Source organism: Saccharothrix variisporea, from assembly GCF_003634995.1.
Lineage (GTDB): Bacteria > Actinomycetota > Actinomycetes > Mycobacteriales > Pseudonocardiaceae > Actinosynnema > Actinosynnema variisporeum.
In genome coordinates this window covers 4,964,759-4,979,654 of sequence record NZ_RBXR01000001.1, presented here as the reverse complement: position 1 = coordinate 4,979,654, position 14,896 = coordinate 4,964,759, and the positions used below count along the sequence as shown (strand labels likewise).

General features: G+C 72.6%; 12 protein-coding genes and 1 pseudogene. 8 read left to right on the top strand and 5 right to left on the bottom strand.

Annotation, left to right across the window (positions count from 1 at the left end):
* Nucleotides 1-146: 146 nt before the first annotated feature.
* The 4 genes from DFJ66_RS22270 to DFJ66_RS22255 form a co-directional block, all read right to left on the bottom strand.
* Nucleotides 147-1,874 (bottom strand): serine hydrolase domain-containing protein, encoded by a 1,728-nt coding sequence (locus DFJ66_RS22270; RefSeq protein ID WP_121223588.1) that lies wholly within the window; start codon nucleotides 1,872-1,874, stop codon nucleotides 147-149.
* An 11-nt stretch (nucleotides 1,875-1,885) separates the two neighbouring features.
* A complete protein-coding gene (locus tag DFJ66_RS22265) occupies nucleotides 1,886-3,121 on the bottom strand; it encodes an exo-beta-N-acetylmuramidase NamZ family protein (RefSeq protein WP_121223587.1) in 1,236 nt (411 codons plus the stop codon).
* Entirely contained in the window at nucleotides 3,118-4,869 is a 1,752-nt protein-coding gene (locus DFJ66_RS22260; RefSeq protein ID WP_121223586.1) for a glycoside hydrolase family 3 protein, read from the bottom strand. Before DFJ66_RS22260 ends, DFJ66_RS22265 begins: the two co-directional genes overlap by 4 nt.
* Before the next feature lie 513 nt (nucleotides 4,870-5,382).
* The gene (locus DFJ66_RS22255; RefSeq protein ID WP_121223585.1) at nucleotides 5,383-6,195 is read right to left on the bottom strand and encodes an HAD-IB family hydrolase; all 813 of its coding nucleotides are present in this window, start codon (nucleotides 6,193-6,195) and stop codon (nucleotides 5,383-5,385) included.
* 470 nt (nucleotides 6,196-6,665) lie between these two features.
* Between DFJ66_RS22255 and ssd the strand changes: the two genes are divergently transcribed.
* From ssd to DFJ66_RS44425, 8 genes and pseudogenes are all read left to right on the top strand, one after another.
* Nucleotides 6,666-7,769, top strand: a complete 1,104-nt coding sequence (gene ssd / locus DFJ66_RS22250) for a septum site-determining protein Ssd (protein ID WP_121223584.1) — start codon at nucleotides 6,666-6,668, stop codon at nucleotides 7,767-7,769.
* A complete protein-coding gene (locus DFJ66_RS22245) occupies nucleotides 7,766-8,899 on the top strand; it encodes a TadA family conjugal transfer-associated ATPase (RefSeq protein ID WP_121223583.1) in 1,134 nt (377 codons plus the stop codon). Before ssd ends, DFJ66_RS22245 begins: the two co-directional genes overlap by 4 nt.
* The gene (locus DFJ66_RS22240) at nucleotides 8,896-9,774 is read left to right on the top strand and encodes a type II secretion system F family protein (RefSeq protein WP_121223582.1); all 879 of its coding nucleotides are present in this window, start codon (nucleotides 8,896-8,898) and stop codon (nucleotides 9,772-9,774) included. Before DFJ66_RS22245 ends, DFJ66_RS22240 begins: the two co-directional genes overlap by 4 nt.
* The gene (locus tag DFJ66_RS22235) at nucleotides 9,771-10,325 is read left to right on the top strand and encodes a type II secretion system F family protein (protein ID WP_246029857.1); all 555 of its coding nucleotides are present in this window, start codon (nucleotides 9,771-9,773) and stop codon (nucleotides 10,323-10,325) included. The genes DFJ66_RS22240 and DFJ66_RS22235 overlap by 4 nt, the downstream gene beginning before the upstream one ends.
* Nucleotides 10,326-10,353: 28 nt before the next feature.
* Nucleotides 10,354-10,509: a DUF4244 domain-containing protein gene (locus tag DFJ66_RS22230; protein ID WP_121223581.1), complete on the top strand. Its 156-nt coding sequence runs from the start codon at nucleotides 10,354-10,356 to the stop codon at nucleotides 10,507-10,509.
* Between the two features lie 59 nt (nucleotides 10,510-10,568).
* Nucleotides 10,569-10,949, top strand: a complete 381-nt coding sequence (locus DFJ66_RS22225; RefSeq protein WP_246029856.1) for a TadE family type IV pilus minor pilin — start codon at nucleotides 10,569-10,571, stop codon at nucleotides 10,947-10,949.
* 121 nt (nucleotides 10,950-11,070) lie between these two features.
* A pseudogene (locus DFJ66_RS44430) lies at nucleotides 11,071-11,382 on the top strand (Rv3654c family TadE-like protein); the annotation flags it as partial.
* A gap of 285 nt (nucleotides 11,383-11,667) precedes the next feature.
* A complete protein-coding gene (locus DFJ66_RS44425; protein ID WP_121231569.1) occupies nucleotides 11,668-12,282 on the top strand; it encodes a bifunctional DNA primase/polymerase in 615 nt (204 codons plus the stop codon).
* Nucleotides 12,283-12,414: 132 nt separating this feature from the next.
* On the opposite strand, the gene DFJ66_RS22210 is transcribed toward DFJ66_RS44425, so the two are convergent.
* On the bottom strand, nucleotides 12,415-14,799 hold the full coding sequence (locus DFJ66_RS22210) for a DEAD/DEAH box helicase (RefSeq protein ID WP_121223580.1): 2,385 nt from the start codon (nucleotides 14,797-14,799) through the stop codon (nucleotides 12,415-12,417).
* Nucleotides 14,800-14,896: the final 97 nt, after the last annotated feature.

Below are 14,896 nucleotides of genomic sequence, written 5' to 3'. Positions count from 1 at the left end.
ACGTCGAGATTGCGCCGAAAGCCCACTGGCGGTTGGCCGAACGCCACCGTTGGACGTCGTTGGTCACCCCACGACCCCACCAGCGGCTCGCCCGACACCCGGACGGCTCGCCCACCGCGGCCGGCGGACCTCGCGGTCACGCCGAGCTAGCGGTTCGCCGAGCGCCACCCCTCCGCGCGCAACCCGTCCTGTTCGCCGTCCACCAGCAGCCCACGGTCGTCCGCGATCCGGATGGCGTCGACGAACGCACCGCGCCCGCCGTAGCCGGAGCCCTTCACGTACCGCCACCGGTAGAGCTTGGCCGGTGTGGTCTCCAGCTCCACGCGCTGCCAGCGACGGTCGCCGTACCCCGTCAACGTCTTCAGGTCGCTCCACGACGTGCCGTCGTTGCTCGACTCCAGCACGACCTTGTCCGAAGGATCCAAGTCGACAAAGGCACTGAACGACACCGTGTGCCGACCGCCGGATGTTCGGAGGTCCGGTGTGGTCAGCGTCCCGCCGGTTGTGGTGGGTGTCCAGCTCGTCGGCCCGCGGCGCGGCTGCACGGCCAGGGCTTGCGCCAGCCCGTTGGCGACGACGCGGCGAGCCGGGTTGATCGACCCCCAGTTGCGGGTCGGGTGGACGCGGTTGGTCAGCAGGACCGCGATCGAGTTCGACAGCGGGTCCAGGACCAGGCTCGTCCCGGTGAAGCCGGTGTGGCCGGCGGTCTTGGGCGACGTGAGCGCGCCCATGTACCAGCGCTGGTCGAGCTCGAAGCCGAGGCCGTGCGCGTTGCCCGGGAAGCCGGGGTTGAAGTCGGTGAGCATCAGCCGGACCGTGTCGGGCCGGAGGATGCGGGCGGACCCGTACCGGCCGCCGTCCAGGATCGTCTGGCCGAGTGTCGCCAGCTCCCGCGCGGTGGAGAACACGCCCGCGTGCCCGGCGACGCCGCCCAGCGACCAGGCGTTCTCGTCGTGCACGACACCGCGCACGAGCCCGCGCCCGGTCTGGAACTCGGTGGCCGCGATCCGGTCCAGCTTGGCCGCCGGCGGGTTGTACCCGGTGTCGACCAGACCGAGCGGGTCGGTGATGCCCTCCCGCACCAGCACGTCGAGCTTCTCACCGCTCAGCCGCTCGGCGAGGACGCCGAGGGTGATGAGGTTGAGGTCGGAGTAGGTGTAGACGGTTCCGGGCTTGTTCTTCGGGGCCACGTCCATCACGGCTTTGACGCGCGACGGGATGTCCGGGTAGCGCGACCACAGCGGCAGCCACGGTTCCAGCCCGGAGGTGTGGGTGAGCAGCTGGCGGACCGTGATGACGTCCTTGCCGTTGACGCCGAACTCCGGCAGGTAGCGGGCGACCGGTGCGTCCAGCTCGAACGCGCCGCGCTCGTGCAGGCGCATCACCACGATCGAGGTGAACAGCTTCGAGATCGAGGCGAGGTCGAAGATCGTGTCGGGTGTCATCGGCACCCGACCGGCCTCGGGCAGCTCCGTCCCGGCGGCGTCGGCGTACCGGACCGCCCACCCGGCGGTCTCGTGCGTCACCACCACGCCGTCGTGCGCCAGCAACGTCACCGCGCCGGAGAACAGCGGGTGCCCGGTCGCGTCGGGCGTGGTGTAGCGCTCGACCTGGTCGAGGGCGGCCCTGATCGGAGCCGGATCCAGTCCCACACGCTCCGGTGTACCCGATCGCAGCACGTCGTTCGCCCAGCCGTGCCGCGGCACGTCGAACCGGCCCCGCAGCCCCTGGGCGTCGACCGCGGCGTCGTCGAAGGTCCGGTCGTCGACGGCCTGGTCGTTGGTGGCTTGGTCGTCGGCGGGGTCGGCGTGGGCGGTGGCGAGCGGGGCCGCGGCCAGAGCGACGGCCAGCAGGGCGGTCAGCAGGGTGCGCATCGTGGGTCCCCTCACCGGTAGTGGAGGTACGGTCGGCGGAGGCGGGTGAAGTCGGCCAGCTCGGCGGACCACGCGCCGACCACCTCGTCGGTGCCCGCGCCCGCGTCGACCATCCGGCGCAGGCGGTCCGAGCCGGTGAGCTTGTCGATCCAGTTGTCCGGCCGCCACGCGAACACGTCGGGGTACCGGGTCTTCGCGGTGACGATCATGGCCACCGCCGCCCGGATCGCGTCGAACTCGCCCGGTGACGTCACGTGCAGCGCCACCCCGCCGCACGCCTTCCCGACGAACTTGTTGAACGTGGGCGTGAAGTGCGACTCCCGGAACCGCACCCCCGGCAGGCCCAGCGCGTTGAGGTCCTCGGCCCACCGCCAGTCGATGCCGGGCGCGCCCACCGTCTCGAACGGTCGGGTGGTGCCGCGCCCCTCGGACAGCACCGTCCCCTCGAACAGGCACGTCCCGGGGTAGACCAGCGCGGTGTCGCGGGTCGGCATGTTCGGGCTCGGCGGCACCCACGGGAGCCCCGTGTCCAGCAGGTCCCGCTTCCACCCCTTCACCCACGCGGTCCGCAGCGACACCTGCCCGCCGTCGGACGGCAGGAACTCCCCGTTGAAGAACGCCGCCAGCTCACCGACCGTCATGCCGTGCTGCTGCACGATCGGCTTCTTGCCGACCCCGGTCGCGTACGCCGGGTCGAGCTGCGGCCCACGCGCCCAGCCGCCGACCGGGTTGGGCCGGTCCAGCACCAGGAACTCGGCGCCGGTCGCCGCCGCGGCCTGCATCGCCGTGTACATGGTCCAGATGTAGGTGTAGAACCGCGCGCCCACGTCGGCGATGTCGAACACGACCGTGTCGACGCCCGCCTTGGCGAACATCCCGGCGAGCTTCGTGGCGTTGACCCCGTACGCGTCGTACACCGGCACACCCGTGCGCGGGTCCAGGAAGTCGCCCTCGGACCCACCGGCCTGCGCGGTGCCGCGGAACCCGTGCTCCGGGCCGAACGCGGCGACCGGCGTCTGACCGGCGGCGACCATCGAGTCCACGACGTGCGTCTGGTCCCGCAGCACACCGGTCGGGTTGGTGACCACGCCGACCTTGCGGCCCGCGAGGACCCGCCACCCGTCCTCCGCCGCCAGTTCGGCGCCGGTGGCGAGCTTCCGGTCCGCGACCGCCGGGGCGGCCGTGGCCAGCACGGGCACCGCCAGCGCGCCCCCGATCAGCAACTGCCTGCGTCGCACCGCCCTCACCAGCCCAGGCCGTGGCCGAACGGGTACGACGTCGGACCTGGCACGGCCACCGGCAGCTTGCCCGCCGGCCGCACCTCGCCGGTGATCACGCGCGCCAGCGCCGCCATGGACACCGCGCTGTAGGAGTAGGTGGCCAGCCAGTTCGGCGCGGCGGTGTAGGCCACGTCGTACGGGTTCTGCACGGCCACCGCCACCACGGTCTTGCCGGTGGCCAGCAACCTGGTCACCAGCGCCTGCTGCGCGGGCTGCCGGGACAGGGCGTTGGTCAGCACCACGACGAGGTCGGCACTGCCCGCAGCCTGCACGGCGGCGGCGATCTGTGTCTCCGTGGGCGCGCTGCCGGTGGGCAGGGCGGTGCCGCCGAGGAACCCGGCGAGGGTGCGGGTGGTGGTCTCGCCCCAGCCCGTGACCAGCGCGGCGGCCGGCTTGGCGGCCAGCGGCAGGTCCCGGTTGCGCACGGCGGTGACCGTGCGGTCGGTGATCGCCTGCGCTGCGGCCAGGTGCTCGGGTGTGCCGACCGCCGTGTCCACCTTGTCCTCGTCGACGAGCGGACCGGTGAGGATGCCGCGCAGGAACTTCATGCGCAGGATGCGCAGCACGCTCTGGTCGATGCGCTCCTCGGTCAGCTCACCGCTGCGGACGGCGGCGAGCACGCTCTCCACCGCGACGCCCAGGTTCATCGGCATCAGCAGCTGGTCGACGCCCGCCTTCAGCGCCAGCACGGGGATCTCCGCGTCGGGGTGCAGCTGCCGCACGCCCGCCATCTGGAGCGAGTCGGTGATGATCACACCGTCGTAGCCCAGTTCGCGGCGCAGCAGGTCGAGCGCGGGCTTGGACAGGGTGGCCGGCTCACCGGACGGGTCGATCTTCGGCACCTTGATGTGGGCGGTCATGATCGAGTCGATGCCCGCCTCGACGGCGGCCTTGAACGGCGGCGCGTCCAACTGCCGCCACTGCTCGACCGTCCGGTCGACCTTCGGCAGGGTGGTGTGGCTGTCTTCATCCGTGTCGCCGTGGCCGGGGAAGTGCTTGGCCGTGGCGGCGACGCCGTGGCGGGACAGGAACCGCTGCTGGTAGCCGCGGACCTGGGCGGCGGCGAGTTCGGCGGCCAGCGCCGGGTCGCCGGAGTAGGAGCGCACCCCGATCACCGGGTTGGCCGGGTTGGAGTTCACGTCCGCGTCCGGCGCGAAGTTCTGGTTCACGCCCATCGCGCGCAGTTCGCGCGCGGTGATGGCGGCGGCCCGTTCGGCGTCGGCGGCGCTGCGGCCCGCGCCGAGCGCCATGTTGCCGGGGAACTGGGTGGCGGGCGCGCCGATGCGGGTGACGATGCCCATCTCCTGGTCGGTGGCGATGGCCAGCGGGATGCGGCTCGCGCGCTGGAGGCCGTTGGAGAGGTGGGCGATCTGGCGCGGGGTGTCGATGTTGTCGCGGCTGGAGTTGTTGAAGTAGATGACGCCGCCGGGCTGGTACTTCGCGACCACCTCGGCGGGGGTGTCGACGCCGAAGTCCTTCTGGTTGTTGGGGTGCGCCTCGTCGGGGGCCTGGCCGTTGAGGTGGGTGACGAACAGCTGGCCCACCTTCTGCTCCAGGGTCAGCCCGCGCAGGAGCGCGCCGACGGACTGCGCCTGGACCGGGTCGGCGGTCGCCGGCGGCACGACGAGGGACGCCGCCGCCAGGGCGGCGAGCGCGAGCGGTCGGAGCACGGTGGCCTCCCCATCTGGCAATTCTCCACCAACAGGTGGACGCATGCGGAAAGTTACTCACGTCACAGGGACGGGTCAACGGGTTGCGCTGCGTGGCCATGATGCGGAGGAGCACCGACAAAAACCGGCCCCGGGCGAGTCACTCGATCGGGGGTTTCTGGCGCAGAAACAGGCCGTGGCCCCTCCCGGAGGAGAGGCCACGGCCGGCGGCGCGGGCTTTCGAGTTACCAAGCGTGCAACTCGTGTCGTACAACCCTGGCCTCGGCGTCCGGCGTCCCGGTACGCAGGCCCTAGACGACAAGCCTCCCGCGGCGTGCTGCGCGTGGGTGCTCGAAGTCCGCGCACGGAGCCCTGTCGGGGTGAACGGTGCTTCTCCTCTGCTCCGTCCCTGGCCGACCCGAGGTCCGCACTTCCTTTGTAATCCGTGTGCGCCGTCACATCAAGGGCTCGATGGGGTGCACCGGTCAAGCCACCGAAAGTAGCGGATCTTCTTGTCTGACACCGTTTTCGAAGCGGACACCATGGTCGGTACCGCTGTCCGGGGCACTCGGGGGTGAATCAGCTCCGACGACGCCGGCGCAGCCCGTACCAGGCCACGCCCGCAGCCGTCGCCGCGCCCAACCCGATCGCGGTCACGGCGACCGCGGTACCCGAGGGGCGGGGAATGCGGGCGCGCAGCGACACGGGGTCGGAGAAGGTCAGAACGGGCCAGCCGCGCTGGGCGGCGACCTTGCGCAGCGCACGGTCCGGGTTGACCACGGTCGGGTGGCCCACGGCCTCCAGCAACGGGAGGTCGGTGATCGAGTCCGAGTACGCGTAGCAGCGGGTGAGGTCGTAGTCGTGCTCCTCGGCGAGCTGCTTGGCGGCGACCGCCTTGTTCTCTCCCGCGCAGTAGAAGTCGACGTCACCCGAGTAGCGGCCGTCCGTGACGACCATCCGGGTGCCCACGCTGTGCGTCGCGCCGACCATCGTGGAGATAGGCGCCACCAGTTCCTCGCCGGACGCGGAGACGACGACCACGTCGTGGCCTTCGCTCTTGTGGTCGCTGATGAGCTGCGTGGCTTCCTTGTAGACCAACGGGTCGACGATGTCGTGCAGAGTTTCGTCCACGATCGAGCGAACCTGCTCGACGTCCCAGCCCGCGCACAGCGCGGTGATGTGCGAGCGCATCCGGTCCATCTGGTCGGCGTCGGCGCCGGCCAGCATGAAGACGAACTGCGCGTAGGCGCTCTTCAGCACCGCACGCCGGTTGATCAAACCCTCTTGGAAGAAGGGTCGGCTGAACGCCAACGTGCTCGACTTGGCGATGACCGTCTTGTCCAGGTCGAAGAACGCGGCGACTCGGCTGCCTTCGGTGGCGTGCTCGGTCACGGCACCAGCTTAAGGGCGGTTCCGACGGGGTGGTCGGCAGCCATAATTCGCCGCTTTACGAACCTGACGTGGTGGCGGTCTACCGAAATTCTCGTGTCCCTCTAACGGAAGACACGCAAGACCCTGTCCCGTGGGGATACAGTAGACGGGTCCGGCGCGACCGGACGGGTTCAGTCCGACCCCCCGGGACTGAACCATCGACGACCCCCGTCCCTCCCCCCTGGCGGGGGTCGTCCCATGTCCGGGGTCGGTTCGAAGATTCCTCCCGCCATACCTCTGCCCTGTTCCGGGCGTTGTCCGCGCCTTCACGCGCGCCTTCTTTTCGCCGGCTCCCAATCCGCAACCGTGCGGCTTCGGAGTTGTCCACAGGCCTCGAGTTGTCCACAGATCGAGCAACCGGCGTTGTGGCCTTGCTCACCGGTCGGGAGCGTGGACGCCAGTGCGGACCCGAGCCGGACCGAGGAGGAGCTGTGGAGCGGGTGGTGGCCCTGGTGGCCGAGCCGGAATTGCTGGACGAGGTGTTGCAGGCCGCCGCCGTGGCGGGGTGCGAGGTGGAGCGGGTGGCCGACGTGTCGGCGCTGCGCGGGCACTGGCACACCGCGCCGGCGGTGGTCCTGGACCCGGAGGGCGCGCGGGCGTGCGCCTTCGCGGCGCTGCCGAGACGGCCGGGGGTGCTCCTGGCGTCGAACGGACCGCCCGACGCCGCGGTCTGGCCGTGCGCGGTCGAGTTGGGCGTGGAACGGGTGATCGACGTGTCCGTCGGGCCGGACGCGTTGCGCACGGCCCTCGCGGACCTGGTCGAGACACCGCTGGACGGTGGGCGGGTGCTGGCCGTGCTCGGCGGCTGCGGCGGCGCGGGCGCGTCGGTGCTGGCCACCGCCGTGGGGCAGGCGGTGCTGCACCGGAGCGGCCGGGCGCTGCTGGTGGACTGCGACCCGCTGGGCGGCGGGCTGGACCTGGCGCTGGGAGCGGAGTCGGAGTCGGGCGTGCGCTGGCCCGATGTGGCGTTGAGCGGGGGCCGGGTGCCCGCGTCGGCGCTGCGCACAGCCTTGCCGGGGCTGACCCGTGCGGGCGGCACGTTGTCCTTCTTGTCCTGTTCCCGGAACGGTCCCGGGCCGGCACCGCAGGCGGTGGCCGCCGTGGTCGAGGCGGGGCGTCGGTCCGGGGAGACCGTGGTCTGCGACGTCCCGCGCCAACTGCCGCCCGCGGCCCGCGCGGCCCTCGACCGCGCCGACCTGGCGGTCCTGGTCGTGCCGGCGGAGGTGCGCGCGTGCGCGGCGGCCAGGCGGGTCGCCGACCAGGTCGTGGAACGCGGGGTGAGCCTGCACGCGGTGGTCCGCACGCCCGCGCCGGGCGGCATCCGCCCGGCGGAGGTGGCGGAGGCGGTGGGCGTGCCGCTGCTCACGACCATGCGCTCCGAGCCGCGCCTGTCCACAGCCCTGGACCAGGGCCGCTTCCCGGTGCGGACACGCGGGCCCCTGGCGAAGGCGGCGCGCGAGATCCTGGCGGCCTTGGACGCGAGTCCGTTGCGGCACAAGGACGTCCGAGCCTTCTCCGAAGTCGGGGGTGGGTGATGAGCGACCTCGTGGAGCGGGTCCGGCAGCGGTTGGCCGATGGGCGCGCGGAGTTGTCGTCGGCGTCCGTCGCCGCCGCGGTCCGGGGCGAGGCCGGCGGTGTCGTCAGCGACGAGGACGTCCAGCGGGCGTTGACGGCGCTGCGGCGCGAGTTCGTCGGGGCCGGCGTGCTGGAGCCGTTGCTGCGCGACCCCGGGACGACCGACGTGCTGGTCACGGCACCGGACCAGGTGTGGGTGGACGGGACAGGCGGGCTGCGGCGGACGGACGTGACGTTCACCGACGAGACAGCCGTGCGGAGGTTGGCGCAGCGGCTCGCCGTGGTGGCCGGGCGGCGGTTGGATGACGCCGTGCCGTACGTCGACGGCTGGCTGCCGGGAGCGGTGCGGCTGCACGCGGTCTTGCCGCCGATAGTGCCGTCCACATGCCTGTCGCTGCGCGTGCTGCGACCGGCCAGCCACGACCTGGCGGCGTTGGGCGAGCGCGGGACGTTCGACGCGGCCACGGCCGAGGTGCTGCGGGCGGTGGTGCGGGCGCGGCTGGCGTTCCTGGTGGTCGGCGGCACCGGGTCGGGCAAGACGACCCTGCTCGCGGCTCTGCTCGGCTGCGTGCCGCACGACCAGCGGATCGTGTGCGTCGAGGACGCCGGTGAGCTGGAGCCGGACCACCCGCAGTTCGTGCGGCTGCTGGCGCGCGGCGCGAACGTCGAGGGCGCGGGCCGGGTCACGGTGCGGGACCTGGTCCGGCAGGCGCTGCGGATGCGGCCGGACCGGATCGTGGTCGGCGAGGTGCGCGGCGCGGAGGTGGTGGACCTGCTCACCGCCTTCAACACCGGTCACGACGGTGGCGCGGGGACCCTGCACGCGAACTCGCCCGCCGAGGTGCCCGCGCGGCTGGAGGCGTTGGCGGCCTTGGGCGGCCTGGACCGGCGGGCCGCGCACAGCCAGGTCGCGGCCGCGGTGAAGGTCGTGCTGCACATGCGGCGCGACGCGGACGGCACCCGGCGGCTGGCCGAGATCGGGGTGTTCGAGCGCAAGCACGACGTGCTGGAGGTCCGGCCGGCCTGGCGGCTGGGCGAGGGCTGGCACCCGGCGGGCGTCGGGCTCAGGGGATTGGTGGGCTGGCCATGACCTTGTTCTTGATCGCCCTGGCCCTCCTGGCCGCGCCGCCTCCGACAGCCCGCCGCCGACTCCGCGCCCTGTGCCGGGGACGCCCGGCGGACCTGGCCGGCGACGGCCGGTCCGGGAAAGGACGGCGTGGGTCGCCGATCCGCTGGAGCTCAACGGATCTTCCGCGCCAACTGCCGCTGGAAGTCCGGCGGTGGGTTCCGCGAGTAGTGCGTGGGCCGGTCGCGGTGGGGCTCGGGGCGGTGGTCGGGTTGCTGCTCGGCATCGGTGGTGTCCTGGCCGGGGCGTTGCTCGGGCTGACTCTGTGGCGGTTGCACGTCGATCGGCGGAAGGAGCGGGTGGAACGGGCGGCCCGGCAGGCGATCGCCGAAGGGTTGGCGGCGTTCGTGGCCGAGTTGCGGTCGGGGGCCGACCCGGCGCGGGCGGCACTCGGGGCGGCCGAGGACGCCGAGCCGCCGGCGGCGGAGGTGTTCGCGACCGTCGCGGCCACGGCCCGGCGTGGTGGTGACGTCGAGAAAGCGTTAGCGGACAACGAGAGTGCGCACGTCGGGGTTCGGCAACTCGCGCGGGCGTGGCGGTTGTCCGGTGACCACGGGGTGCCGCTCGCCGACGTCCTGGAGGCCGTGCGCGACGACCTCCGGCGACGGGCCGGGTTCGTGCGTCACGTGCACGCCCGGATGGCCGGTCCGCGCGCGAGTGCGGCGGTGTTGGCGGCGTTGCCCGTGCTCGGCGTCCTGCTGGGTGAGCTGACCGGCTCGCACCCGTTGGGCGTCCTGACCGGCAGCGGGCTCGGCCAGGGGCTGCTGGTCGTCGGTGTGGCGCTGGTGTGTGCCGGACTGCGGTGGAGCGCGCACCTCACCAAGGAGGTGACGGCGTGACGTTCCTGCTGCTGGCCGTGGCACTCCTGCTGTACCCCGGCCGTCCTAGCCCGATCACCCGGCTGAGACCTCGGCCCGGACGGGTCCGGGCGCCGACCCGGCCACCGCCGGACCCGTTCGCGCTGCCCACCGCCTGGGACCTGCTGGCGGCGGCCCTGCGGTCGGGGCTCCCGGTGGCGACGGCCGTGGCGGCGGTGCTGCCCGGGGTCCCGCCCGAACCCGCCGGGCACCTGCGCACCGTCGGGGACCTGCTGCGGCTGGGTGCCGACCCGGTGACGGCCTGGGCGCCGGCACTGGGCCACCCCGACACCGCGCCGCTGGCCCGCGCGGCACGGCGCAGTGCCCGATCGGGTGCGGCGTTGGCCGGCGCCGTGGCCGACCTCGCCGCCGACCTGCGCACGCGTGCCGCCGACCAGGCCGAGGCTCGGGCGCAACGGGCCGCGGTGCTGGTGGCGGGTCCGTTGGCGCTGTGCTTCCTGCCCGCCTTCCTGTGCCTGGGTGTCGTGCCCGTGGTGCTGGGGTTGGCCGGGCAGGTGACCGCGAGTTGGTGAATGTCCACTGTAGACAAAGGAGAGGGAGATGTTGAACGACAAGGGGATGACCACCGCCGAGTACGCCATCGGGACGCTTGCCGCCGCCGGGTTGGCGACGGTGCTGCTGGTGGTGTTGAAGGGCGACTGGGTGATGGGCCTGTTGCAGGGGTTGCTGCAAAAGGCCTTCACGGCGGGGACGTGACGGCCGGCGGCCGGGACGCGGTAACCGGCGATCGGGACGCGGCGGCCGGTGGTCGGCACGTGAGGGGTGGCGATCGGGGCGCGGTGGCCGGTGGTCGGCACGTGGCGGGTGGCGATCGGGGCGCGGCGACGGTCGAGGCCGCGTTGGCGGTGTGCGGGCTGGTGGCCGCGTTGGTGCTCGGGGTGGAGGCCGTCATGGCGGTCGTCGCGCAGATCCGGTGCACCGACGCGGCGCGGGAGGCCGCTCGTCTGGTCGCGCGTGGTGAGGACGGGCGGGTCGGCGCGGTGGTGCAGGCGATCGCGCCGAGCGGGGCCGTGCTCGTGGTTCGGAAGGAGGGGGACGCGGCGTCGGTGGAGGTGTCGGCGGCCGGGCGGTTGATCGACGTGCGGGCCAGGGCCTTCGCCGTCGTCGAGCCGGGTGCGGCGGGAGGTGCCGGGTGAGGAGTGATGGGGGGAGGCGGCGGGTGAGGAGTGATGGGGGAGGCGGCGGGTGAGGAGTGATGGGGGAGGTGCCGGGTGAGGGGTGATCGGGGGTGCCGGGTGAGCGCTGATCGGAGGTCGGGTGAGGGGTGATCGGGGGAGCGTGACGGTGTTGGGGGTGGCGGTGGTCGCGGTGGTGTTGGTGGCTGTCGCGGTTGGCATCGAGGTGGGGCGGGCGGTCGTCGTTCGGCATCGGGTGGCGGCTGCGGCTGATCTCGCGGCGGTCGGGGCGGCCTCGTACGCGCTCGACGGGGAGTGGGTGGCGTGCGGGAAGGCGGCGCTCGTCGCCGAGCGGATGGGGGTCGAGCTGGTGGAGTGCGAGGTCGTCGGGGTGGAGGCGCGGGTCGTCGTGCGTGGTCCGGTGCTGGTGTTCGGTGCGCCCAGCGCGCGGGCTCGCGCTGGTCCGGGTGAACCCGTGCTGCCGTTGGACGCGACGAGCGGTCGTCTTCCGGCGGTGAGCGGACTCACACACCGCGCCAATGCGGATTGGCGGTCGGTCATCGGGAACCCCGGCGTTCTGTCGGCCGGTGGCCCGCACGGCGTTCGCCGTTCCGTACCTACCAGTTGTCGACCGGGGGTTACCAGAAGTGCCTGCCATGACGTTAGTTCAAGTGGCGGCACCGACGCGGTGTCGAAAAACACCCGACACTGTGTCGTGGTCCAAGGAGGCGAACGGAAGATGGAGTGGTCGGATAGCTGGCGCGGGGCCTTCCGCATCGAGCTGCGCGCGGAGGCGGTCAACCTCGCGTGGCACGGGTGGCCTGTGCTGCCGGGCACCTATCCGGCGGGTGCGCAGTGGGCCGGTCGCGAGGGCGTCGAGCAGGACGGCCCCGTCCCGGTGCACCGCGACTGGCAGGAGCGCATCGGCACCAAGGCCGAGCAGGTCGCCACCTGGTGGGCCGGGCGCTCCTACAGCATCCTGCTGGCCACGGGGCACGGCGTGGACGCCATCGAGGTCGGCGCCGACCTCGGCCGGCGGGCCGCTGTGGCGCTGCGGGCCACCGGGATCCCGGTGCCCATCGTGGCCACTCCCTCCGGCCGCTGGATGTTCCTGGTCACCACCGGCCAGGCGCTGCGCGCCGACTGGGTCGCCGAGCACGACGTCCACCACTACGGCAGGGGCGAGTACGTGCCGCTGCCGCCGACCCCCTTCCAGCACGGTGTCGTGCACTGGCGGGTCAAGCCGCAGATCTGCGCCTGGCAACTCCCGCAGCCGGGCGTGGTGCAGGACGCGCTGACCGAGGCGGTCCACGCGCCCGCCGACTACGGCCTGCTCACCGCCGACCGCGCCTGACGAGCGAGCCGGAACCGTCCTGGAGTGGCGGGTCTGGGGTTGGTGCCACAGTCCCAGACCCGCTGGCCGGCCCGGACCCCGCCGGCCGGCCGAACCGGCAACGGCGACGGCGACGCCGGGCGGTGACCGTCCCTATCCCTTCGACTCGGCCGTGCCGGACGTCGTGGATTTCGCCCCGACGACCCCGAGCACGACGTCCAGCACGGCCAACCCGCCCGCCTTGTCCAGCGGATCGTTGCCGTTCCCGCACTTCGGCGACTGCACGCAGGACGGGCACCCGGCCGGGCACGTGCAAGCAGCGATGGCCTCCCTCGTAGCGGCCAACCACGGGACCACCGCGGCGTAACCGCGGTCGGCGAATCCGGCACCACCCGGATGACCGTCGTGCACGAACACCGTCGCCTCCCCGGTGTCCTGGTGCAGCGCGGTCGACACACCGCCGATGTCCCAACGGTCGCACGTAGCGAACAGGGGTAGCAGGCCGATCGCCGCGTGCTCGGCAGCGTGTAGTGCGCCGGGGACGCGCGCCGGTTCCAGTCCGGCGCCCCCCGGCGCACTACCCAGCAGGTCCGCGTCGACCGTGTACCAGACCGCCCGGGTCAGCAGGGTCTGCGTGGGCATGTCCAGCGGCACCGCGTCGATCACCTGGCCCGAAGGCAGCTTCCGCAGGTAACCGACCACCTGCGAGGTCACCTCGACCTCGCCCAGGCAGACGGTGACACCGTCGAAGACCCGCGACTCCAACGTCCGCACGACGGTGATGTCCTTGGTGTCCCTGGCGGTCGTGGACCACTCCGGCTTCTCCGCGTGCACCAAGGCGATACCGCTCTCCAGGTCCAAGCGGTCCACCACGTACGACTCGCCCTGGTGCAGGTACACGGCACCGTCGTGCACGGTCCAGCACGCCGCGCCGGGGTCGACCGTCCCGAGCATCCGGCCCGAATCACCCTCGACCACCACGACCTGCTCGCCGCCCGACCCCCGGATGTCGACCTCGCCGTGCGGCCGGTCGTGGGACGTCCAGTACCACCCGTTCGGCCGACGCCGCAGCACCTTCCGGGCGACCATGTCGTCCAGCACCGCCACCGCCGCCTCGCCGCCGAACGGCCCCAGCGAGTCCGGGGTCAACGGCAGTTCCGCCGCCGCGCAGGCCAGGTGCGGTTCCAGCACGTACGGGTTGGACGGGTCCAACACGGTCGCCTCGACGGGCCGCTCCAGCACCGCCGCCGGGTTGTGCACGAGGTAGGTGTCCAACGGGTCGTCCCGCGCCACGAACACCACCAACGCGTCGGTGTCACCCGTCCGCCCGGCCCGTCCCGCCTGCTGCCAGAACGACGCCAAGGTGCCGGGAAAGCCCGCGACCACCACGGCGTCCAAGCCGACGATGTCCACGCCCAGCTCCAACGCGTTGGTGGACGCCACCCCGAGCAGCTCACCGGACGACAACGCGCGCTCCAACGCCCGCCGCTCCTCCGGCAGGTAGCCCCCGCGATAGGCCGCCACCCGAGAAGCCAGCTCCGGATCCACCTCCGCCAACTGCCGCCGTGCCCCGATAGCGGTCAACTCCGCCCCGATCCGGGAACGCACGAACGCCAACGACCGCGCACCCTCGATGACCAGGTCCGCCAGGATCCGCGCCGTCTCCGCCCCCGCCGACCGCCGCACCGGAGCGCCGTTCTCGCCGGTCAGCTCCTCCAGCAGCGGCGGTTCCCACAGCGCGACCGTCCGCGCCGACCGGGGTGAGCCGTCCTCCGTCACCGCCACGCACGGCACCCCGGCCAAGCGGGATGCCGAAGTCGCCGGGTCCGCCACGGTCGCCGACGCCAGCACGAACACCGGATCGGCCCCGTACCGCTGCGCCACCCTCCGCAACCGTCGCAGCAGCAGCGCCACGTGCGAGCCGAAAACTCCCCGGTAAGAGTGACATTCGTCCACCACGACGAACGAAAGCCGGCGGAAGAACCGGATCCACCGCGAGTGGTTCGGCAACACACCCCGGTGCAGCATGTCGGGGTTGGTGAACACCCAATTGGCGTGCGCCCGAACCCAGTCGCGTTCCGCCATCGGGGTGTCCCCGTCGAACGACGCCGCCCGCACCCCGGGAACTCCCAGCGCCTCCACCGACCGGAGTTGGTCCGCGCCCAAAGCCTTCGTGGGGGACAGGTACAGAGCTGTTGCCTTCGGATCACCGTGAACGGCGGACAACACCGGCAATTGGTATGCCAACGACTTCCCCGAAGCGGTGCCGGTCGCCAGCACGACGTGCCGGCCGTCCCACGCCAGCGACGCCGCTTCGGCCTGGTGCCGCCACGGTTCGGAGACCCCGCGTTCCACCAGCGCCTTTACCACGTCCGGTGCGGCCCACGACGGCCAGGCCACCGTGTCGGCGGGTCGTTTCGGCAGGTCGGCGGTGTGCGTGAGGGGCGATTCCCCGACCGGAACTCCGGCGAGGACCCGATCGAGCAGTCGACGTGCCTGGTTCGCCACAAGGCGCAGCTTCGCACACCCCACCGACATCACGGTTGCTTCCTGCGTGGATAACGGTGTGTGCACGGATCGGGACGCGGTGTCAGAAGCTTGCGCGCTATGAATAGACTCCGCCGCTATCGCATCC